General features: G+C 55.2%; 19 protein-coding genes. 12 read left to right on the top strand and 7 right to left on the bottom strand.

Annotated elements, in window-relative coordinates:
* Positions 1-10: 10 nt before the first annotated feature.
* The 4 genes from IBT47_RS01775 to IBT47_RS01760 all read left to right on the top strand — a co-directional run bounded on the left by IBT47_RS01775 (position 11) and on the right by IBT47_RS01760 (position 2,383).
* Positions 11-562 carry a ribonuclease domain-containing protein gene (locus IBT47_RS01775; protein WP_200558897.1) on the top strand — a complete coding sequence of 184 codons (552 nt, stop codon included), beginning with the start codon at positions 11-13 and terminating at the stop codon, positions 560-562.
* A gap of 1 nt (position 563) precedes the next feature.
* A complete protein-coding gene (locus tag IBT47_RS01770; RefSeq protein WP_200558896.1) occupies positions 564-839 on the top strand; it encodes a barstar family protein in 276 nt (91 codons plus the stop codon).
* Between the two features lie 59 nt (positions 840-898).
* Positions 899-1,174, top strand: coding sequence for a VF530 family DNA-binding protein (locus IBT47_RS01765; RefSeq protein ID WP_200558895.1), 276 nt, complete (start codon positions 899-901; stop codon positions 1,172-1,174).
* A 171-nt stretch (positions 1,175-1,345) separates the two neighbouring features.
* A complete protein-coding gene (locus tag IBT47_RS01760) occupies positions 1,346-2,383 on the top strand; it encodes a hypothetical protein (protein ID WP_200558894.1) in 1,038 nt (345 codons plus the stop codon).
* 152 nt (positions 2,384-2,535) lie between these two features.
* On the opposite strand, the gene mqo is transcribed toward IBT47_RS01760, so the two are convergent.
* Positions 2,536-4,191, bottom strand: coding sequence for a malate dehydrogenase (quinone) (gene mqo / locus IBT47_RS01755; RefSeq protein ID WP_200558893.1), 1,656 nt, complete (start codon positions 4,189-4,191; stop codon positions 2,536-2,538).
* Between the two features lie 244 nt (positions 4,192-4,435).
* On the opposite strand from mqo, the gene IBT47_RS01750 reads away from it, so the two are divergent.
* Both IBT47_RS01750 and IBT47_RS01745 read left to right on the top strand, forming a co-directional pair.
* Positions 4,436-4,879 carry an antitoxin Xre/MbcA/ParS toxin-binding domain-containing protein gene (locus tag IBT47_RS01750; protein ID WP_200546482.1) on the top strand — a complete coding sequence of 148 codons (444 nt, stop codon included), beginning with the start codon at positions 4,436-4,438 and terminating at the stop codon, positions 4,877-4,879.
* Positions 4,876-5,334: an RES family NAD+ phosphorylase gene (locus IBT47_RS01745; RefSeq protein WP_200558892.1), complete on the top strand. Its 459-nt coding sequence runs from the start codon at positions 4,876-4,878 to the stop codon at positions 5,332-5,334. The genes IBT47_RS01750 and IBT47_RS01745 overlap by 4 nt, the downstream gene beginning before the upstream one ends.
* 60 nt (positions 5,335-5,394) lie before the next feature.
* Here IBT47_RS01745 and IBT47_RS01740 read toward each other — a convergent pair whose 3' ends face one another.
* Positions 5,395-7,188, bottom strand: a complete 1,794-nt coding sequence (locus IBT47_RS01740) for a sigma-54-dependent Fis family transcriptional regulator (RefSeq protein ID WP_200558891.1) — start codon at positions 7,186-7,188, stop codon at positions 5,395-5,397.
* A 278-nt stretch (positions 7,189-7,466) separates the two neighbouring features.
* Here IBT47_RS01740 and IBT47_RS01735 point away from each other — a divergent pair, with 278 nt between their 5' ends.
* Positions 7,467-8,987 (top strand): aldehyde dehydrogenase family protein, encoded by a 1,521-nt coding sequence (locus IBT47_RS01735; protein ID WP_200546480.1) that lies wholly within the window; start codon positions 7,467-7,469, stop codon positions 8,985-8,987.
* A 27-nt stretch (positions 8,988-9,014) separates the two neighbouring features.
* Positions 9,015-10,040 carry an alcohol dehydrogenase AdhP gene (adhP, locus tag IBT47_RS01730; protein ID WP_105593766.1) on the top strand — a complete coding sequence of 342 codons (1,026 nt, stop codon included), beginning with the start codon at positions 9,015-9,017 and terminating at the stop codon, positions 10,038-10,040.
* 71 nt (positions 10,041-10,111) lie between these two features.
* On the opposite strand, the gene IBT47_RS01725 is transcribed toward adhP, so the two are convergent.
* The gene (locus IBT47_RS01725) at positions 10,112-10,807 is read right to left on the bottom strand and encodes a B3/4 domain-containing protein (RefSeq protein WP_200558890.1); all 696 of its coding nucleotides are present in this window, start codon (positions 10,805-10,807) and stop codon (positions 10,112-10,114) included.
* 43 nt (positions 10,808-10,850) lie between these two features.
* Here IBT47_RS01725 and IBT47_RS01720 point away from each other — a divergent pair, with 43 nt between their 5' ends.
* Positions 10,851-11,453 (top strand): helix-turn-helix domain-containing protein, encoded by a 603-nt coding sequence (locus tag IBT47_RS01720; protein ID WP_200558889.1) that lies wholly within the window; start codon positions 10,851-10,853, stop codon positions 11,451-11,453.
* 39 nt (positions 11,454-11,492) lie between these two features.
* Here the strand turns inward: IBT47_RS01720 and IBT47_RS01715 are convergent, their stop codons facing one another.
* Positions 11,493-12,242, bottom strand: a complete 750-nt coding sequence (locus IBT47_RS01715; protein ID WP_370569851.1) for an HAD hydrolase family protein — start codon at positions 12,240-12,242, stop codon at positions 11,493-11,495.
* A 234-nt stretch (positions 12,243-12,476) separates the two neighbouring features.
* On the opposite strand from IBT47_RS01715, the gene IBT47_RS01710 reads away from it, so the two are divergent.
* Both IBT47_RS01710 and IBT47_RS01705 read left to right on the top strand, forming a co-directional pair.
* Positions 12,477-13,406 (top strand): nucleoside recognition domain-containing protein, encoded by a 930-nt coding sequence (locus IBT47_RS01710; RefSeq protein ID WP_105593770.1) that lies wholly within the window; start codon positions 12,477-12,479, stop codon positions 13,404-13,406.
* A 135-nt stretch (positions 13,407-13,541) separates the two neighbouring features.
* Positions 13,542-14,645, top strand: a complete 1,104-nt coding sequence (locus IBT47_RS01705; protein WP_200558887.1) for a YncE family protein — start codon at positions 13,542-13,544, stop codon at positions 14,643-14,645.
* A gap of 111 nt (positions 14,646-14,756) precedes the next feature.
* Here the strand turns inward: IBT47_RS01705 and IBT47_RS01700 are convergent, their stop codons facing one another.
* The 3 genes from IBT47_RS01700 to IBT47_RS01690 form a co-directional block, all read right to left on the bottom strand.
* Positions 14,757-15,176: a hypothetical protein gene (locus IBT47_RS01700; RefSeq protein WP_200558886.1), complete on the bottom strand. Its 420-nt coding sequence runs from the start codon at positions 15,174-15,176 to the stop codon at positions 14,757-14,759.
* Positions 15,177-15,252: 76 nt separating this feature from the next.
* Positions 15,253-15,888 carry a carbonic anhydrase gene (locus IBT47_RS01695; RefSeq protein ID WP_105593773.1) on the bottom strand — a complete coding sequence of 212 codons (636 nt, stop codon included), beginning with the start codon at positions 15,886-15,888 and terminating at the stop codon, positions 15,253-15,255.
* Positions 15,889-15,966: 78 nt separating this feature from the next.
* A complete protein-coding gene (locus IBT47_RS01690; protein ID WP_200558885.1) occupies positions 15,967-17,412 on the bottom strand; it encodes a sigma-54-dependent Fis family transcriptional regulator in 1,446 nt (481 codons plus the stop codon).
* Between the two features lie 259 nt (positions 17,413-17,671).
* Between IBT47_RS01690 and speC the strand changes: the two genes are divergently transcribed.
* Positions 17,672-19,834, top strand: a complete 2,163-nt coding sequence (gene speC / locus IBT47_RS01685; protein WP_200558884.1) for an ornithine decarboxylase — start codon at positions 17,672-17,674, stop codon at positions 19,832-19,834.
* Positions 19,835-19,841: the final 7 nt, after the last annotated feature.

The raw sequence follows: 19,841 nt of genomic DNA, 5'->3' as shown, positions 1-19,841 counted from the left end.
CGAACGGAATATGAATAAAAAACTGATTATCGCCGGAATCCTCGCTCTTATCGCCAGCTACGCCGGGCTCAGGCCTTCGGCCGAACACAGCCCGCGCCAGCAGCAGTCTCAGCAACAGCAAAACTCTCCGAGTTCAGCATCAGAAAGGTCGGTTACAGAGCAGAATCAGCAACGTTCCGGGCAGTCGGCGCAGGATATGCGCACGGCCAGTGCGCCGCAAAGCGATGATATCAGCGCACTGACTCAGCAAACTCGCGTGGCGAACTACCTCCAGCAGCATCAGCGCCTGCCGGACTACTATATCCGTAAGAATGAAGCGCGCCGCCAGGGCTGGGACCCGTCCCGCGGTAACCTCTGCCAGGTTTTGCCGGGCAGGGCTATCGGCGGCGATCGTTTCAGTAACCGCGAAGGTGGGCTGCCGGATAAAGCAGGGCGGAAATGGTTTGAAGCGGACGTGAACTATCAGTGCGGTCGTCGTGGCAGCGACCGGATGCTCTGGTCCAGCGATGGCCTGATTTACGTCACCCGCGATCACTATCGCCACTTTGAACAGGTGAACTGAGATGCAGCTTGTCAGCTTTGATCTCCATGATGTGCGTGATGAGCAGGATTTCTACCGGCAGTTTGCGGAGAAATTCGGCCTGCATGATTTTGGTAATAACCTTGATGCGCTATGGGATGTGCTGACCGGCGAGGTTTCGCTGCCGCTGCGCATTATGCTCAGGCATTTGCCGCAGCACCCTGCCGAAGCAGGCTTGCAGCGCATCGTGGCGGTGATGCAGGAAGCTGAATCCGAAACGGCAGGGGCCTTCAGCGTTCGGACCAGCCAGCCGCTGTAGCTTGCATAACGGATGCGCCGTCAGTATGGTGTGCGCATCGTTACCGACCCGGACAAAACATGACTGCGAATCACTCAAAAGACCCGCTTCACGGCGTAACCCTGGAAGCCCTGCTAACCCGTCTGGTAGAGCGCTTCGGCTGGGACGATCTGGCCGCACGCATCAACATCAACTGTTTTAAAAACGAGCCCAGCATCAAGTCCAGCCTGAAATTTCTCCGCCGAACGCCGTGGGCGCGTAGCGAAGTGGAAGTGCTGTATATCGCCTCGCTTGACGAGCCGCAGGATATCCCCGCTGACAGTCCGTGGGCTAACCATCGCGGGCGCGATCGGTAATTCAGCGTCACCTTGAGAACCCCGTAAAAATAGCCGGTATCCCTCCGCGGATAGCGGCTTTTTTTTATCCGATCGATGCAGTTTCAGAACAGGCTTAACCCTGTTCCGCTTACTCCGGCACGTGAGGGACGCTATAATTGACCGTTCATTATTGGCTGGAGAAATTGCCGGATGTTTACCCGTTCCACCCTCACCGTTATCGTTGCCGCAGGTATGCTGACCGGCTGTGCGACTCAATCCTCCGGCACGGCTTCCGTCAGCTCGGTTGATGAAGTGGCGCCTGCCAGCGCCCAGGCGTCCAGCGTTTATGTGAACACCACGCATATTCAGGATCAGACTGTGGCGGCGGTGGATAGCTCTGCAACGCAGGCGCAAAATCAGACTGCCTCGACTGCCTCGACTGCCTCGACTGCCTCGACTGCCTCGACTGCCTCGACGGGCACGCAGGCTAACAGCAGCCCGGCCACGGCTTCGACTTCAGGCAGCGCTGATGCCGGTGCTGGCAACCCGGCGTCTGCGGGTTCTCAGACTCCATCAACGCAAACCGAGACCGCAACGGCGCAGAATGCTGCCGCAGATACGGCGAGTGTTTCCACTCAGACCACGGCGGCGGATGCAGCGAACGCCCCGGCCCAGAGCACCGCAGCGACCTCTGCTACCGCTGCGGCTACAACGGCAGCTCCATCGGCCTCAGCGGATAGCAGCACGGCTCAGGCTTCGGCAGCTCCGGCGACTTCAACAGTCACCGCGAGCGCGCAGGCTCAGGGCGCAACAACCGCTACATCGACAGCATCGGCACCCGCTGCCCCTGCGGACAGTGCCCCGGCAGAAACCGCCGGCATCACCCCACCGATTGTTCCGGTGGTCACCACCGCAGCTCAGATGCAAACCGATCCGGTGAACAAACCCCCCGCGCAGTCGATCATTCACGTCTATCACGCGTTAACCAAGACCGACGACGGTTCGTCAATTATCCTCACGGTGGACGGCAAGGAAGCGGGCGTGCTTAAACGCGGTGAAGTGACGTCGCTGAGCGTGGCACCGGGTAAGCATAAGCTGGGTGGCTACGTTCGCACGCTGTTTGGTATGGGCCGCGTGACCATCCCCGCGCTGGATATCACCACATCATCCTGGGCCGCCACCAAAATTTCCTATGCGGTCACCAAAGATAAACCGGGCTTTACGCTGACTAAGAAAGGGAATAGCTGAAAGCAGGGAGCAGGGAGCAGGGAGCAGGGAGCAGGAAACAGGAAGCAAGGAGCAGAAAGGCTTGAAACATTAAGCTGAATGCTGGAACTGCTGATAGTCACGACGGGATAAAAAAAAGCCCCGGCGAATGCCGGGGCTGCAGGGGCGTTAAATTACAGCGCCATATCCTGTTTAGCGCTTTCCGCGCGTTTTTCCGGCTGAGCCTGTGGGGCCGCGTCGGCTGAGTTACCCATCTGGATAACCGGTGGCGTGGTCAGCTGCAGTGTGGCAGCCGTGTCATTCCACACCTGCTGAGTCAGCGCAACGTTACCGTTCAGCTCCTGACCGTAGCTTGGTACGATAGCGCGGATCTTGCTCTGCCATTCCGGGCTGTTGAACTGCTCAGGGAACAGCTTCTTCACCACGTTCAGCGCGATTGGTGCAGCGGTAGATGCACCAGGCGAAGCACCCAGCAGGGCCGCCACGGTTTTCTGCTGATCGGTCACGATTTCCGTACCCAGTTTCAGCACGCCGCCTTTATCTGCATCTTTCTTGATGATCTGCACGCGCTGACCGGCCTGAATCAGCTTCCAGTCTTCTTTACGCGCGTTCGGATAGTACTCTTTCAGCGCGGCGAAGCGGTCGTCGTCGCTCAGCATCACCTGGCCCACCAGGTATTTCACCAGATCGAAGTTGTCCATGCCTACGTGAGTCATCGGCATAAAGTTGCTGGTGGTGGTGGTGCTCAGCAGGTCGAACAGCGAGCCGTTTTTCAGGAACTTGGTAGAGAAGGTGGCGAACGGTCCAAACAGCACAACGCGCTTACCGTCAAGGAAGCGGGCATCCAGGTGAGGAACGGACATCGGTGGTGCACCGACTGAAGCCTGACCGTACACTTTTTCCTGATGCTGCTTAGTAATTTCCGGGTTCTCAGACACCAGGAAGGAACCGCCTACCGGGAAGCCTGCATAGTTGTCCGCTTCCGGGATACCTGTTTTCTGCAACAGCTTCAGCGCGCCGCCGCCGGCACCGATAAACACGTATTTTGCGTCGACGCTGTGCTTCTCACCGCTTTTCACGTCGGTGATAGTGACATGCCAGCTGTTGTCGGCGTTACGCGCGAATTCGGTGGCTTCCGCAGAGGTTTCCAGCGTGAAGTTTTTATCTTTCTTCAGGCTGCCGATCAGCTGACGGGTGATCTCGCCGTAGTTGACGTCGGTGCCGACCGGAGTCCAGGTCGCAGCGACTTTCTGCTGCGGGTCACGGCCTTCAATCACCAGCGGTGCCCATTTTTTAATCTGGTTCTGATCGGTGGAGAACTGCATGCCCTGGAACAGCGTGGTCTGCTGCAGCGCCTGATAACGCTTGGTCAGGTAGTTGACGTTGGTGTCGCCCCAGACAAAGCTCATATGTGGCGTAGAGTTGATGAAGGAGTGCGGGTCGTTAAGGATGCCGCGCTTCACCTGCGCCGTCCAGAACTGACGGGAAATCATAAACTGTTCGTTGATCTCCAGCGCTTTGCTGACGTCAATCGAGCCATCCGCGCGCTCCGGCGTGTAGTTCAGCTCCATATTGGCCGAGTGACCGGTACCGGCGTTGTTCCATCCGTTGGAAGATTCGAGGGCGACACCGTCCAGTTTCTCAACCATCAGCTGTTTCCAGTCTGGCTGCAGTTCCTGTAACCAGGTACCCAGCGAAGCACTCATGATGCCGCCGCCGATTAGCAGTACGTCGGTTTTCTGGTTGACTGGCGTTTCAGCATAGCTGGCAGAACAAACCAGCAGCGCTGACAGGGAAAGAACGGGTATAAATCTTCTGGAATTAGACATTTCTTTAACACACATCAATAAAAGTTTAAAAACTGGATGATTATTTTAACGTAAATTGTGATCCAGATAAAAATTTTCTTCACTTTTTTTCACATCTGGTCATATTTCGTTGATACAGCGTGATATTTGACGATAAAACGCGCATGCCATTGACTCTGAGAATCGGTCCTTCAACCGAACGGGTTAAATTTGCGCCGCTCGTGCCCATTTGGTTATACTGAAATGACCATATGGAGGATATGCGATGAAAATGTTTACCCCTGCCGTATCCGTGCCGCGTGTTGAAACGCTGTGGCAGCACGTTGGCCTTAACGTAGCCGACGGCGTTCTGCTGGTGGGCGAAATTGATAAGGGTCTGGAGGGCGAAGTGGCTAACCGCATTGCCAGCTGGGCGCACATTACGCAGTCCGAACTGCGCCGCATCACCGGTATCCCCAGCACGACCTTCAGCCGCAATATCAAAAAGCGCTTTAGTCCGGATCAGAGCGAGCGCTTGGTGCGTTTTATTCGCGTACTGGATCGCGCTGTCGATCTGTTTGAAGGCGATAAGCTTGCCGCGCAGAAGTGGCTGAATGAGCCAAGCCGCGCGCTGGGATGGAAAGCACCCGCCGACCTGCTGGCCTCTGAATCCGGTGCCTGGGAGGTGATGCGCCTGATCACCCGTCTGGAGCACGGGGTCTGGTCTTGATCCTCTATCGCCTGACTAAAACCCGCTTCGCGGCCGGAGCCTGGAGCGGGCAGGGAGCGAAGGAAGCGGGCGGGCGCTGGAACAGCGTCGGCACGGCAATGGTGTACGCCGCCGAGGCGGCCTCACTGACCATGCTGGAAACGCTGGTGCACCTGCATGCGGCGAATCTGCTGGACAGTTTTACCCTGTTGTCCATTGACGTCGATGATGATTTGATTCAGATGATCGATAACCAGACTCTTCCCGCCAACTGGGCGGCAGCGGAAGCCCCACCGGAACTGGCGGAGATTGGCGATCGCTGGGTAGAGAGCGGGGATGCGGTGGCGCTGAGAGTGCCGAGCGCGCTGTCGCCGGTGGAGTTTAACTTTCTGCTGAATCCGCGACATCCACAGTTTTTGTCAATCGTCAGCAGGGCGGTGAAGATTGACTTCCAGTTCGATGCCCGACTGAAATAATGGCTACGCGGTAATTCGCGGGCTCAACGGTTCAGAGAGCGGGCCATTCCACGAAACGGGTTAGCTATTCTCGCCGGTTTCACGCCTTGCCGCACGGCGATACAGCGTACTCCGCGCCACGCCCAGCGCCTGGGCGGCCTTGCTGATATTACCGCTGAAACGCTCCAGGGTCGCGGCAATCAGCTTCTCATCATGTTCCTGCAAAGCAGGCAACGGCTCGCTGCGCAGTAATCGGTACTCTTCCGGCAGGCTGTCCACGTCCAGCACTTCATTATCATCCGCCAGCGCCAGCAGCACTTTCATCAGGCTGCGCATCTGCCGGACGTTGCCCGGCCACGGCTGCTGCGCCAGCGTATCCAGCAGCTCAGCGGTCATCACAATGCCGCGCTCGCCGCCGCCCAGCTCCAGCCAGAGCTGTGAAATAAACTCTGGCAGCGCGGGCCACTCGCGCAGCGGCGGAATGGTATGGGAGAACTCCTGCAGGCGGTAGAGCAGGTCCTCGCGGAATTCGCCATCTGCCACCCGCTGCGGCAGGTTACGGTGGGTCGCGCAGATCACCGCGAAATTCACCGGCCAGCTGCGGCTCGATCCCAGCGGTGCCACTTCTTTCTCCTGCAATACGCGCAGCAGACGCGTCTGCATCGCCAGCGGCATATCGCCAATCTCATCAAGGAACAGCACGCCGCCGTCCGCTTCGCGGATTTTACCGATATAGCCGTTTTTGCTGGCACCGGTAAATGCACCGGGCTGATAGCCGAACAGCTCCGACTCTATCAACGATTCGGGAATGGCCGCGCAGTTAATGGCAACAAACTTTCCTTCACGCCAGCGGCTTTGCTGGTGCAGCGCGCGGCTGACGTACTCTTTACCGCTGCCGGTTTCACCATGAATGCACAGGGATACCCCGGCGTTCAGCAGGCGCACCATCTTATCCCCGGCGGCACCCAGCGAGAACGGCAGCACCGGCGCGGCGGCAGGGGCTACGGGGAAGTTGACTCGCGCCGGGGCGCGTAGTCGGTAGAAAAAGCGCTGCTGGCTGCGGGTCTGTACCGGCTGAGGCACGCAGTTCGCGGCCTGCTCGGCCTGCGGGAACAGATCGGCAAAGGTGAGAATACCAAACAGATCGGCGCTCAGTTCCAGCTCGCGCATCGCCAGCCGGTTGGCCGCCATCAGCACATTGTCGGAAAACACCAGCAGCAGCTCTTCAACGTGATCGATGCCCTGAATCTGCTGATGCAGGCTCATCAGCCACTGGTCGGGATGCAGGCTTTGCTTCACCCACAGATATTCAATCTGCTTCGCTGCCTCTTTCACCCAGGCCAGCGTGGCGGGATGAGGATAGTGAGCCGGGCCGGAGATATCCAGCACCCCGGCAATCTGCCCGTTCGGCGCCTGCAGCGGCATCGCCGCACAGTAGAGGTCCTGATTGCTGGTGAGGTAGTGCTGATCGCCAAAAATTTCGCAGCCATCATCTATTGCCAGCGCGGTACCGATTGCGTTGGTGCCGCGGCCGCACTCGCTCCATAAGTTTCCCGGCGCAAGGGCAAAGCGCTGGGCTTTCTGTAGAGCGTGCATATCGCCGAAGGTATTCAGCACCAGCCCGCTGGCGTCGGACAGGATCACCACCGACTGCTTGCCGGAAACCTTTTCCGCGAGCCGCTTCACCGCATGCTGGGCAAAATTTTGCAGACCGGCATTACTGGCCAGCACATCGGCCAGTTCACCGGGGCGAATACGGGGAAAGTCATCAGCGGTACGGTCCAGGCCGTAGAGCTGGCTGCGAAACCATGAGTCGTTCAATAGCGGTGTAGTGGCGACGTTCGATGTGCTGGCAGCTGACGTATTTCCCTGCATTGGTAACCCCATGCCTGTAGCGAATGTGTTGCAGCATTGTAGCTATCTGGTTTTTTTAGTGTTGCGATTTGCGACACAGATAGAGAAATTATCCGATAGTCCATGCCGAAAAAAAGGTTATTAGCGTTGTAACAGTATGATAAGTATCATCATTTTTTAGAATATCGCAAGCTAAAAAAACTGGCACGCTACCTGCAATATCTGAATGCAGCCAAAAAAACACCCGCTACGAGGATTCATTCACGGCTGCCTGTTTACCCTACATTAAGGAGTTTGCGATGCGTTATGCACATCCCGGAACGCCCGGCGCTTTAGTCTCTTTCAAAGCGGCCTACGGTAACTTTATTGATGGCAAATTCGTCGAACCGCTTAGCGGTCAGTACTTTATGAACACCTCTCCGGTGAACGGTAGCGACATTGCTCAGTTCCCGCGTTCCGATGCCCGTGATATTGATTTTGCGCTGGACGCCGCTCACCGTGCGGCCGACGCCTGGGGAAAAACCAGCGTACAGCATCGTGCTAACCTGCTGCTGCAGGTTGCGGATCGAATTGAAGCCAATCTGGAATACCTGGCGGTTGCCGAAAGCTGGGACAACGGTAAGGCAGTGCGTGAGACGCTGAACGCCGACCTGCCGCTGGCGGTGGACCACTTCCGCTACTTCGCCGGATGCCTGCGCGCTCAGGAAGGCAGCGCGGCAGAGATTGACCAGCACACTGCCGCCTACCACTTCCACGAACCGCTGGGCGTGGTCGGGCAGATTATCCCGTGGAACTTCCCGCTGCTGATGGCCGCGTGGAAGCTGGCTCCGGCGCTGGCGGCGGGTAACTGCGTGGTGCTGAAACCGGCAGAGCAGACCCCGCTGGGCATTACGCTGCTGCTGGAGCTGATTGGCGACATCTTCCCGGCTGGCGTACTGAACGTGGTACAGGGCTTTGGCCGCGAGGCCGGAGAAGCGCTGGCGACCAGCAAGCGCATTGCGAAAATCGCCTTTACCGGTTCAACGCCGGTGGGCCGCCACATTATGGCCTGCGCGGCGGAGAATATTATTCCCTGCACCGTCGAGCTGGGCGGCAAGTCGCCGAACATCTACTTTGCCGACATCATGAATGCCGAGCCGGAATTTATCGACAAAGCGGTAGAAGGTCTGGTGCTGGGCTTCTTCAATCAGGGTGAAGTCTGTACCTGTCCGTCGCGCGCGCTGATCCACGAATCGATCTACGCGCCGTTTATGGAACGCGTGATGGCGAAGGTGGCCACTATTCGCCGTGGGGATCCGCTGGACACCGATACGATGATTGGCGCACAGGCCTCTCGTCAGCAGTTCGACAAAATCCTTTCTTATATTGATATCGCCCGCCAGGAAGGCGGCCAGATCCTCACCGGCGGCGATCGTGCATCGATTACCCCGGCGCTGGATACCGGCTATTACATTCAGCCGACGCTGATTAAAGGCAACAACCAGATGCGCTGCTTCCAGGAGGAGATCTTCGGGCCGGTGATCGGCGTGACCACCTTTAAGGACGAAGCCGAAGCGCTGGCGATTGCCAACGAAACCCAGTTTGGTCTGGGTGCCGGGATCTGGACGCGTGATACCAACCTGGCCTATCGCATGGGGCGCAGCATCAAGGCCGGACGCGTGTGGACCAACTGCTATCACATCTACCCGGCACACGCGGCGTTTGGCGGCTACAAACAGTCCGGCGTCGGGCGTGAAACGCACAAGATGGCGCTGTCTGCCTATCAACAAACCAAAAATCTGCTGGTCAGCTACGACACGGCACCTTTAGGGCTGTTCTAAGCCTGTTATCTTTTACGGAGTGACAAGATGAAAACGATGAAAGCCGCAGTAGTGAAGGCATTTGGCGAACCGCTGGTCATTGAGCAGGTACCGATCCCTGACGTTGGCCCCGGCCAGCTGCTGGTGAAAGTAGTTGCGACCGGCGTATGCCATACCGACCTGCACGCTGCCGAAGGTGACTGGCCGGTAAAACCGCAGCCGCCGTTCATTCCAGGTCATGAAGGTGTAGGTTACGTGGTTGCGGTAGGTGAAGGCGTAAAGCACATAAAGGAAGGGGATCGCGTGGGCGTGCCATGGCTGTATTCCGCCTGTGGCCACTGCGAACACTGTCTGGACAGCTGGGAAACCCTGTGCCATTCGCAGCAAAACGCCGGTTATTCCGTTAACGGCAGCTTTGCTGAGTACTGCCTGGCCGATGCTAACTATGTGGGTATCCTGCCGGATAACGTCGAATACAACGAAATTGCGCCGATCCTCTGCGCCGGTGTAACCGTCTATAAAGGCCTGAAAATGACCGACACCAAGCCGGGCGACTGGGTGGTGGTATCCGGTATCGGCGGTCTGGGCCATATGGCGGTGCAGTATGCGGTGGCGATGGGCCTGAACGTCGCGGCGGTGGATATCGATGACGAGAAGCTGGCCTTCGCTAAACGTCTGGGTGCCACCGTCACTGCCAACGCCCGTAATGTTGACCCGGCAAAAGTGTTCCACGAGGAGTTTGGCGGCGCGCACGGCGTGCTGGTGACGGCGGTATCACCGAAGGCGTTTGAGCAGGCTATCGGCACCATGCGCCGTGGCGGAACCATGGTCCTGAACGGTCTGCCGCCGGGAACCTTCGATCTGTCGATCTTCAACATGGTGCTGGACGGCATTACCGTTCGTGGCTCCATCGTCGGCACCCGTAAGGATCTGCAGGAAGCCCTGGACTTTGCCGGTCGCCATAAAGTGGCAGCGAACATTGCCGTTGAACCGCTGACTAATATCAACGATATCTTTGCCCGTATGCACGCCGGTAAGATTGAAGGACGTATCGTCGTCGACCTGGCGCTGTAATTCCTGAGTGTAGTAGTAAGCCGTAGCCACGGGCGCAGTGCTGTTTGCTGCGCCCGTTTTACGTTTGTTAGTTATGCCTGGGTGTTACCCAGCCACTGCTGGTGGCATACCACTCCCGGCATCATGGCTTCCAGCCCGGCAATCAGCGCATCCCCGGCATCCTGCACCGCAGAAAGCGGCATCGCGGGCAGGCTTTCAAGGATAAACCACATGCGGGTCGCGCTGGCATCAAGGCGAGTTCTGACACCCTGACGCCAGTTCCAGCGACGGCAGGTTACGCCCTGGTCATCGCGCCAGATAACTTCTCCCGCGTCTACCGTTTCCAGCGTGGTAACGCCGTCCTTCACCGTATCGAACTGCTCGTTGCCTTCCGCCACGCAAAGACAAGGCTGTCCCTGATATGCCGCGATATTTTCGCCCCCGACCGGAATGGCATAGCGAATACTGATGGCGTTATACAGGTCAACGACCGGATCGATAGCAGGCAGCGTTCCGTCGCGCAGTACGCGCTTGCGCAGCGCTTCGGCGGAACAGGGGGTGCGCTTTGGTTTCGCCCCGAATCTCTGAAAAACGTCCGCCCAGGCAGCCAGATGCGCCACTGCCCAGTCGGGCTGCTGCTCGCTGATAAATCGGCAGGCCTCTTTCAGGGCCTCTGCGGCATACTCTGGTCGGGTAAGGGGGGCGGCCTCAACGCTGATACTTAAGGCCCTGAAGCCCGGAGCGATTTCCCCGATCTGATTGTCGATTGACGGTAAAACGGCAAACATTGCATACTCCATGGGTGACTAATTTATTCTATAGTAGTGACCGATGACCAATAAAGTCAATATAATGACCGAGCCGGGTGCGGATGTACTGAGTGTGAACCAGGCTGTTTCACTCAGCATTAAAACACAGCGTAAAGATAAAAAGCTTTCTCTTGACGAGCTGTCGCGCCGCGCAGGCGTATCAAAGGGCATGCTGGTGGAGATTGAGAAAGGCAGTGCGAACCCCAGTATTGCCATCCTGTGCAAGATTGCCGCCGCGCTGGGTATGTCGGTAGCGGATATCGTTAACGTGACTGCGGCTCCCGCTGCCTTTCTGGTGAAACGGGAAGAGATGCCGGTACTGTGGCAGGGCGAAAACGGCGGTTCGGCACGTCTGCTTGCCGGTACACGCGGCCCGGATATGCTGGAATTATGGCGCTGGGAAATGCATCCGGGAGAGAAATTTACCTCATCCGGCCATCCATCGGGTACCGTTGAGCTGCTGCATGTGGAAGAGGGAACCCTGACGCTGAACGTCGAGGCCAGCGAACTGCAGGTGTCCAACGGCTGCGCCGCAGTCGCCAGAACCGATTTACCTCACAGTTATGCCAACCACAGCGATCGACTTCTGGTCTTTACCATGTCGGTCAGCGAACGGCACAGTTGATAACCCGGGGCCGTTAATCGGAAGCCCCGGGCCAGGCTATTACGCCTGGACCACTGAAAATTCGCGAAGCAGGGCAGGCAGCTGCTCTGTTTTGCAATAGTGGCTGGCACCAACGTAATAATGCGGTTCGCCGGTAAAGATGGATATTCCGGCATTATTCAGCATCTCAAAATCATTGCTGTCATTGCCAAAGGCGATACTGCGGCTGAAATCCACTCCCAGCGTCTTCAGCGCCAGATATTTATTCTCCTGACGCGGGGTAATATCGAATATATTCTCGTGTCTGTGGTGATGAAGAGAAAATTCGAAACTATTCTGCTGCAGAAATGCATCCGTCTTCGCGCGGAATTCACCATCAAGAATAAGAATTTTACTCACTCCCTGACTGACCAGTTCACTCTCCGGGATTTCACTGTCGGAAAGGCTGCGCATATAGTCGTGGAAGGTATGCGCGGTCTGCGACGTGGAAAAACTCCAGTGGCCGTCAAGTACATAAGGCACCTGATGCTGCTGAAGCAGGTCGATCATCATTTCAGCTGCCCGATCATCAAAGCGGTTACTGAACAGGCACTCACCCTGTTGCCAGGCCATCGCCCCGTTACAGCCGACCATCAGGCAGTCGTGCAGTTCACGCGGCAGCAAAGGAAGCATGTCGCGCACCGGGCGGGCGGAGGCAAAGATAACGCGGGCGGAGTTGGCGAGCGAGATAATATTTTCTGCCAGGTTACAGTGTAACGGTTGTCCGTTCGTAATAATGGTACCATCCAGGTCAAAGATATAGGTTGTCACCGTGTTCCCTTTATATATGCGATATTTTTTACAGTCAGAGATTAACATGCCCGGGCCGGTTATTCACCGAAAATGGGGGGATAACCAGCCAGGATGATTCCTGGCGGTTATATTTTAGCTGCGTTGTTATTTTAATCCGTTAAGCCGCTATTTAAAAAAAGAATCCTCGCGACCATAGCGGTCAATCCCTGGCTGAGTTAACGTACTGGCAATTTCCCCCGTTCGGAGTTGTTGATGGATATCATTGGGATCATTATGTCGGCAGGTAAAGCCTCGGTGAATGTGGCGCTTTATACGCTGATCCCCATTATGGTTGTTATGCTGATTATTATGAAATACCTGGAGGTCAGAGGAATTCTGGACCGTATCGTGCAGGTGATGACGCCGGTGCTGAAGCCGTTCGGGATTACCGGGATGGGGATTTTTGCGCTGATCCAGCTTAACTTTGTCAGCTTCGCCGCACCGCTGGCCGCGCTGGCCATTATGGAAAAAAGGGGCGCATCGGACCGCCATCTGGCGGCGACGCTGGCCATGCTGTTTGCCATGGGGCAGGGAAACGTCTTCTATCCGCTGATCCCCTTCGGTTTGCACTGGGGGGCCGCGCTGGGTATTTCGGTGGCGGGCGGACTGGCCGCTGCGGCAATCACCTGGTATTTCTTCGGCCGCAGGCTGTCGGTCGCCTCGCTGCAGCGGGATGACACGCCGCCGGAAGATAAATCCGCAACCGGCCTTATCGCCATTATTAACGGCGCCGGGTCGGATGCAATCCGCCTGTCGTTGGGTTCGGTCCCGATGCTGATCCTTTCGCTGACCGTGGTGGGTATCCTGAAAGAGGCGGGAGCGATTGAACTGCTGACCCGGCTGATTGCACCGGTGCTGGATTTCTTTCATGTCTCCGAAGTGTTTATTCTTCCGGCGTTAACCAAATGCCTGGCGGGGGGAACCGCTTATTTCGGCGTGGTATCCGATCTGCTGCACCGTGGATTAATGACCGCGCAGCAGGTTAACGCCTCCGCCGGGTTTATGGTGCAGACGCTGGATCTGCCCGGCATTGGCATTTACCTCGGTATCGCCAGCCGCTTTGTCAGGCTGTTCCGCTTTGCGCTGCCCGGTGCGCTGGTGGGTATTCTGCTGCGTACGGTGTTGCACAGCACGATGTTCTGAATGGTTCATTCTGTTACCCCTTCTGTAAACAACGCATTTACATAAGATTTGTAAATGCTTATGATTCTCATTCTCTTTATATGCTCCCGTGCCGGATAAACCGGCCGGGATGCCTGTCCATTGATGGAGCCAGAAATGAGATCGTTGTTTACCCCACGTAAAGCCCTTGTCGCTGCGGCGATTGTGACCTCACTCAGCCTGACGGCCTGTCAGGCTCCGCAGAAACAGGCGCAGGCCGCGCAGCAGCCTGCTGCTACCGCCAGCGAATCTAAACCCGAAGATAGCCGACTCACCCAGCGCGAACTCGCCGCCGGGCTGTATGAAATGGCTTATTCTCCGGCGGCGGGAGGGCTGTACGTTGCCAGCGCTCAGGGATTCAAAACGTCTAACGGCGGGGTTATCTACCGTCTGGACCCCAAAACGCTTGAGACAGTTAGCGAAACGCACACCGATCTGAAAAACTTTGGCGTGGCGCAGGACGCTGACGGCAGCGCGATTTACATCACCAACACGGTGGACGGCGGCATCACTAAGGTTGATGCGCAGAGCGGTAAAGTATTACAGCGCCTGATGTTTAAGGATCGCAGCAAGAAAGGGGATGCGCTGGGCAGCCGCGAAATCCTTGCGCAGGATGGTCTGCTGTACGTTGGCGGCGTGGGCGATCCGGGTGTGATTTGGGTGGTGGATGCGAAAACGCTGAAACTGAAAACCACCATTAAAAACGCCGGAAAATGGGTTACCGGGATTATCTGGTCTCCGCTGACCAATAAGGTTTACGCGGCCAACGGCGGCGGTGAAATTCTGGTGATCAATCCGCGCAGCCACAAAATCGAACAGCGCTGGACGGCGGGTGACGATAAACAGTATCTGTTCCTCAACCTGGCGGAAGATCCGGCCACCGGACGTCTGTTCGTGACCGATAATTCGAAAGCGAAAGAGACAGTGGTATTTGATGAGCGTAGCGGCAAAGTGATCAAACGCCTGCCGGGTGATGCGCTGGCGGTGAAGTTTAACGCCAAACGCAACGAGATCTTCATCAGCCAGCGCGAATCGAAGAAGGTACTGCAGCTGGATGCGACCAGTTACGCAGTAAAAAATAGCTGGTCGTTTGACAGCCATCCAAACAGCCTGGAACTTTCCCCGGACGGCCAGACGCTGTACGTCAGCGTCAAGCAGGGGCTGGATAAATCGCATACGGCTAAAGGGCCGGACAGCGTAGCGCGTATCGTGCTGAACTAAGCTTTGTTCTGCCGGTGAAGAATTTGCCCCGGCAGCTTATTCCCCGCGGTTCGGTTCACTCTCACCCAGACATTCTGCCTGGCTTGCTGCCCGTTCTTGTTATCCGCGCTTTTACTGCATACTTTCCTGCTGCCGCATCTTGCGCGCCGCACGGTGGCAATAGATAAACCAGCCCAGCGCCAGTGGCAACGTCAGTGGCATAATGACAAGGATATTATAAATCGCGTCCAGACCTCGTGGCGACCCGTTCAGAAAATTACAGACTCGAACGGAGAACAGGTGTATCACCAGGGAATCCATTGCCTTTTTCGCGAAGGGATACAAAGCAATAAGTAGCAGCGCTGGCAGAAGAAACCACAGGGAAAAGTGCTTAATTAAGGTAAACATGGCGATACCATAAACAAGCAGGCCGCTAAGAAAGTTCCAGCCAAATTCTCCGCTGCGTAAATAGCGCCGCATCGGTGTGGCTAGGGGGGCTTGGGGGGGATGTATAGCCGGATTACCGCCGGTCTTCTTTCGTTTTCGGCTCAATCTTGGGGTCCGTTCAGGAGTGGCGACGTACTGATTTTGTAACAGGGGGAAGAGGGCATCCTTGCCCCTCTGGCAATTACTCGTAGCAAACGCCCGGATTCTCAGACAGCAGCACAAAGTCCTGGGTCTGCTTATCCAGCGCGCGAATAACGCCGCTTTCAATATCGTAAACCCAGCCGTGCAGGCGCAACGCCTTATCACGCAGGCCCACCGCGACGGACGGATGCGTTTTGATATTGTTCAGCTGTGCGATAACGTTCTCACGCACCATGGCATTCACTTTCTCTTCTTCGCTGGCGTAGGTTTTCTTCTCGACAACGGCCTTCGCCGCATCGGAGTAGCGCAGCCAGTGCTGAACAGCAGGCATCGGGTCCAGGCACTGGCAGGTAGCGATGGCTTTCATTGCGCCGCAGTTGGAGTGGCCACAGATAACGATATCGGTGACGCCCAGAGCCACTACCGCATATTCGATGGTCGCAGAAACGCCGCCCGGCTCAGGGCCGAAAGAGGGCACGATATTGCCGGCATTACGAATGACAAAGAGCTGTCCGGGTTCCTGCTGGGTGACCAGTTCAGGCACCAGACGGCTGTCGGAGCAGGAGATAAACAACGCTTTGGGATTCTGGCTGGAAGCAAGGCTGCGGAATAATTCTTTCTGATTAGGGAAAACATCTTTCTGGAAATTCAGAAAACCTTCAACAATGTGCTGCATAGCAGATCTCTACCTTCTTTTATCGTGAAATATTATTCTGACACTGAAGCACCGCCGCGTGCAACTTATCAGAAAATTCTACATCTGGCCTACCGGCGAACGGCCATCATCAACGCACAGCGTAAGCTGATGTTTTTTCACTTTGTAGTATAGCGTGGTCCTGGCTATCTGCAGCTCCTGTGCCGCTCTGGCGATATTGCCCTGAGTACTGTTAAGTGCGTTGATAATCAGCTGACGTTCAAATTTATCAATCGCCACATCCAGGCCCTCCTGAGGAATAAACTGTGGGCCGATGTCTTCTTCCGGTTTACTCACCTGGCGGAAGGAAACCGGGGAAGAAATTTCATCATCATAGGCCAGTACGTCCAGCGGGCCGTTGTGCTCCTGCTGTAGCATGCTGCGCAGTATCACATTCTCCAGCATTCTTACGTTGCCGGGCCAGGGCAACTGCGTGAGCCGCCGGGTTACCTCTTCACTGATATGGGTGATCTGGCAGCTGACAATATTGTTATATTTTTCAATAAAATAATTTGAAAGCAGGCGGATGTCAGCCGGCCTCTCGCTGAGAGGCGGTAGCACCAGCTGACCGACACACAAACGATAATAGAGATCGGACCTCAGATGGCCGCTGTTAAGCAGCTCCGACGGGGGTTCATTCACCGCTGATAGAATTCGAATATCTGACGTCTGCTGGCGTGATCCACCCACTTTCCAGAATGTTTTATCCTGGCAAAAGCGCAATAACTTGCTTTGCAAGCCGACCGGCATGGAGTTCAGCTCATCCAGAAACAGCGTACCTCCCTGAGCAAGTTCCAGATAACCCTGGCGATGTTCGGCACCGGTAAACGCACCTTTCTCCGTTCCGAACAGGGTACTTTCAATCAACGCTTCCGGAATGGCTCCGCAGTTCAGTGCGATAAACGGTTTGTCCGCCCGGTTGCTGTAGTGATGAATAAGCCGGGCAAAAAGCTCCTTTCCCGTTCCCGTCTCACCGACGATCATCACCGGAACGTCACCTATGGCAAGGCGTTTAGCCTGGTCGATTAACTTTTGCATCCGTGGATCAGCGGTAATAATTTCGTACTTCTTCTCGCTCTGGTTATGGTTGTAAAGCAGGCTGTTCAGCTCAACTACCTGGTCCTGCAAGATCCGCGTAGAGGAGATATCGCGGCCAATTTCAATCACTCCCTGGATCTCTCCGCTGCTGTTATACAGCGGAACGGTAGTGTGCTGAAACTCAACGGCTTTCCCTTTACGGTTGTAATAAATCTGATAATTACCAATAAATTCTTTGCCGTCATACAGCGCCTGCAGCATGGTGCTCTTTTCTTTGCACAGGCCATAGACGTCCTGCACGCTCTTCCCCAGCGCAGACTGGACGCTGTAGCCGTCTATGCCAGCACTTTCCTGGTTGTAATAAATGAATTTTGCCTGCCGATCGATAATCGTGATGGGTTGATGAATTAAGTCAAAAAAACGGGAAAACAGCGACACCATACGCACCAGTTCTTTTTGCGATTCCATTCGTGTACAGCTCCTTAAATAGTAATTTTAATTAGTTTTTATCCCTGGTGTAAAAAATGGCTTGAGGGATGGCGTGAAGTGTGTCGAAAAACAGACACAAGTACAATATTTAGAACCTTATCTAAATATTAAACAGCATCAAAAGACTTAAGCTGTTGACTTAAATGATTTGTTTGTTATGGCACGGCGCTTGCAATACTCCTGTTGAGTGTTGATTAACAACCAGAAAATGGACCGTGAAATAGACTAAGGGAAAAATATGAAAAAGCTTAAAATTGCTGCCACACAGGAAACGCTGAACAGTTTCGTCACCGACAGGGATATTGTGGGTGTCACAGAAACCGACTTTACGGATGTGGGGGCTGTTGTTTTAACAACCTCCGATATTAAAAGAGGGTTGCTGGAAATTGCTTTGCAGAATGAGTTCAATATCCCCGTCTTTGCCGTGCTGGAAAAAGGGGAAATATTGCCGCCAGACATTCTAGAGAAGATGCGCGGCGTGATTAATATGAACGGAGTGACCACGGAATTTTTTGGTAAGCAAATCAATTTTGCAGCAAGCGAATACGAAGAAAGCCTGCTGCCGCCATTTTTCAAAGAGATGACTCGCTATACCGAAAAAGGCAACGTGTCGCTTTCAACACCGGGCCATAACGGCGGCCAGTTCTTTCGCCAGACCCCGGCAGGAAGGCGCTTCTTTGACTATTTTGGCGAGACGGCCTTTCGCGCTGATATGGCCAGTTCCGAGGTGCGTCTGGGCGATCTGCTGATTCATGAAGGCGCTGCCTGTCAGGCCGAACAGCATGCCGCTAAAGTGTTCCACGCCGACAAAACCTACTTCGTGTTAAACGGCACGTCGGCTTCGAATAAAGTTGTGACCAACGCGCTACTTGCTCCGGGCGATCTGGTGCTCTTCGATCGAAATAACCATAAGTCCTGTCATCACGGTGCGCTGATTCAGGCGGGAGCAACGCCGGTTTACCTTGAAACCTGTCGTAATCCGTTTGGCTTTATCGGCGGAATTGATGCCCGCTGCTTTAAAGAAAGCTATCTCCGGGAAGAGATTAAAGCCGTTGCGCCGGAGAAGGTCGACTGTCCACGTCCATTCCGTCTGGCAATTATCCAGCTTGGCACCTATGACGGCTGTATTTATAACGCCCGTCAGGTAGTCGACAAAATTGGTCATCTTTGTGACTACATTCTGTTTGATTCGGCCTGGGTCGGTTACGAACAGTTTATTCCGATGATGCGTGACTGCTCGCCGATGCTGCTGGAACTGAAAGAGAACGATCCGGGGATTCTGGTGACGCAGTCAGTGCATAAATTGCTGGCGGGATTCAGCCAGGCATCACAAATCCATAAAAAAGATCGTCATATGAAGCATCAGCCTTATTACTGCAACCATAAGCATATGAACAATGCCTATATGCTGCATGCCTCCACCAGTCCTAACTATCCCATTTTTGCCTCACTGGATGTGAATGCGCAAATGCATGAAGGTAATGCCGGGGTGAAAATCTGGCAGGATGCGATTAAGGTCGGCATCGAAGCGCGGAAACTGATCCTGAAAACCTGCACCATGATCAAACCGTTTATTCCTCCGATGATTGAAGGTAAACCGTGGCAGGATTACAGCACCGACGAAATCGCCAACGATCTGAAGTTTTTTGACTATGTTCCGGGCGAAAAGTGGCACGCCTATCAGGGCTTCGAAAAAAATCAGTACTTTGTTGACCCGTTCAAGCTACTGCTGACCACGCCGGGCATTGATATTGATACCGGTAGCTATGCCGACTTCGGTATCCCGGCCACTATCCTGTGTAACTTCCTGCGCGAACACGGCATTACGCCGGAAAAAAGCGATCTCAACTCGATCCTGTTCCTGATCACACCCTCTTCTGACTTGCCGAAAATCCAGTATCTGGTCGCATTGATTGCGCGCTTCGAACAGCTGGTGGCTGAAGATGCGCTGCTTTGCGATGTCCTTCCGTCCATTTACGCCGACCACGCCGAACGCTATCAGGGCTATACCCTGCGTCGTCTGTGCCAGGAAATGCACGACATTTACGTTCGTAACAACATCAAGGATCTGCAAAAGGCGCTGTTCCGTAAGGAAACTCTGCCACGGCAGGCGATGCTGCCACAAACAGCCAATCTGGAGTTTGTACGTAACCATAGCGAGCTGGTGGCCCTGGATGAGATCGAAGGGCGGATCGCGGCTGAGGGAGCTTTGCCTTATCCGCCGGGAATTATCTGCATCGTACCTGGCGAAGTGTGGGGTGGGGCGGTCCTGAAGTATTTCAAAGTCTGGGAGACAGTTATCGATTTGCTGCCGGGGTTCGCCCCGGAACTTCAGGGCGTGTACTGCCGGGAAAATGCTCAGGGTAAGGTTCAGGTCTGCGGTTACGTCATTAAACAATAAGAAGAAT

The sequence above is a fragment of the Erwinia sp. S43 genome (assembly GCF_016624745.1).
In the GTDB taxonomy this organism is placed as follows: Bacteria; Pseudomonadota; Gammaproteobacteria; order Enterobacterales; family Enterobacteriaceae; genus Erwinia; species Erwinia coffeiphila.
Note: the sequence above shows the minus strand (reverse complement) of the source record. Positions and strands in the feature narration are given on the sequence as shown.

Excerpts from the sequence above, each read along its gene's own strand:
- IBT47_RS01770 (WP_200558896.1), top strand. The coding sequence starts at position 564 with ATGCAGCTTGTCAGCTTTGATCTCCATGATGTGCGTGATGAGCAGGAT.
- IBT47_RS01705 (WP_200558887.1), top strand. The coding sequence starts at position 13,542 with ATGAGATCGTTGTTTACCCCACGTAAAGCCCTTGTCGCTGCGGCGATT.
- IBT47_RS01725 (WP_200558890.1), bottom strand. The coding sequence starts at position 10,807 with ATGTTTGCCGTTTTACCGTCAATCGACAATCAGATCGGGGAAATCGCT.
- IBT47_RS01735 (WP_200546480.1), top strand. The coding sequence starts at position 7,467 with ATGCGTTATGCACATCCCGGAACGCCCGGCGCTTTAGTCTCTTTCAAA.
- adhP (WP_105593766.1), top strand. The coding sequence starts at position 9,015 with ATGAAAACGATGAAAGCCGCAGTAGTGAAGGCATTTGGCGAACCGCTG.
- IBT47_RS01760 (WP_200558894.1), top strand. The coding sequence starts at position 1,346 with ATGTTTACCCGTTCCACCCTCACCGTTATCGTTGCCGCAGGTATGCTG.
- IBT47_RS01720 (WP_200558889.1), top strand. The coding sequence starts at position 10,851 with ATGACCAATAAAGTCAATATAATGACCGAGCCGGGTGCGGATGTACTG.
- IBT47_RS01750 (WP_200546482.1), top strand. The coding sequence starts at position 4,436 with ATGAAAATGTTTACCCCTGCCGTATCCGTGCCGCGTGTTGAAACGCTG.
- IBT47_RS01740 (WP_200558891.1), bottom strand. The coding sequence starts at position 7,188 with ATGCAGGGAAATACGTCAGCTGCCAGCACATCGAACGTCGCCACTACA.
- IBT47_RS01775 (WP_200558897.1), top strand. The coding sequence starts at position 11 with ATGAATAAAAAACTGATTATCGCCGGAATCCTCGCTCTTATCGCCAGC.
- IBT47_RS01695 (WP_105593773.1), bottom strand. The coding sequence starts at position 15,888 with ATGCAGCACATTGTTGAAGGTTTTCTGAATTTCCAGAAAGATGTTTTC.
- mqo (WP_200558893.1), bottom strand. The coding sequence starts at position 4,191 with ATGTCTAATTCCAGAAGATTTATACCCGTTCTTTCCCTGTCAGCGCTG.
- speC (WP_200558884.1), top strand. The coding sequence starts at position 17,672 with ATGAAAAAGCTTAAAATTGCTGCCACACAGGAAACGCTGAACAGTTTC.
- IBT47_RS01710 (WP_105593770.1), top strand. The coding sequence starts at position 12,477 with ATGGATATCATTGGGATCATTATGTCGGCAGGTAAAGCCTCGGTGAAT.
- IBT47_RS01690 (WP_200558885.1), bottom strand. The coding sequence starts at position 17,412 with ATGGAATCGCAAAAAGAACTGGTGCGTATGGTGTCGCTGTTTTCCCGT.
- IBT47_RS01765 (WP_200558895.1), top strand. The coding sequence starts at position 899 with ATGACTGCGAATCACTCAAAAGACCCGCTTCACGGCGTAACCCTGGAA.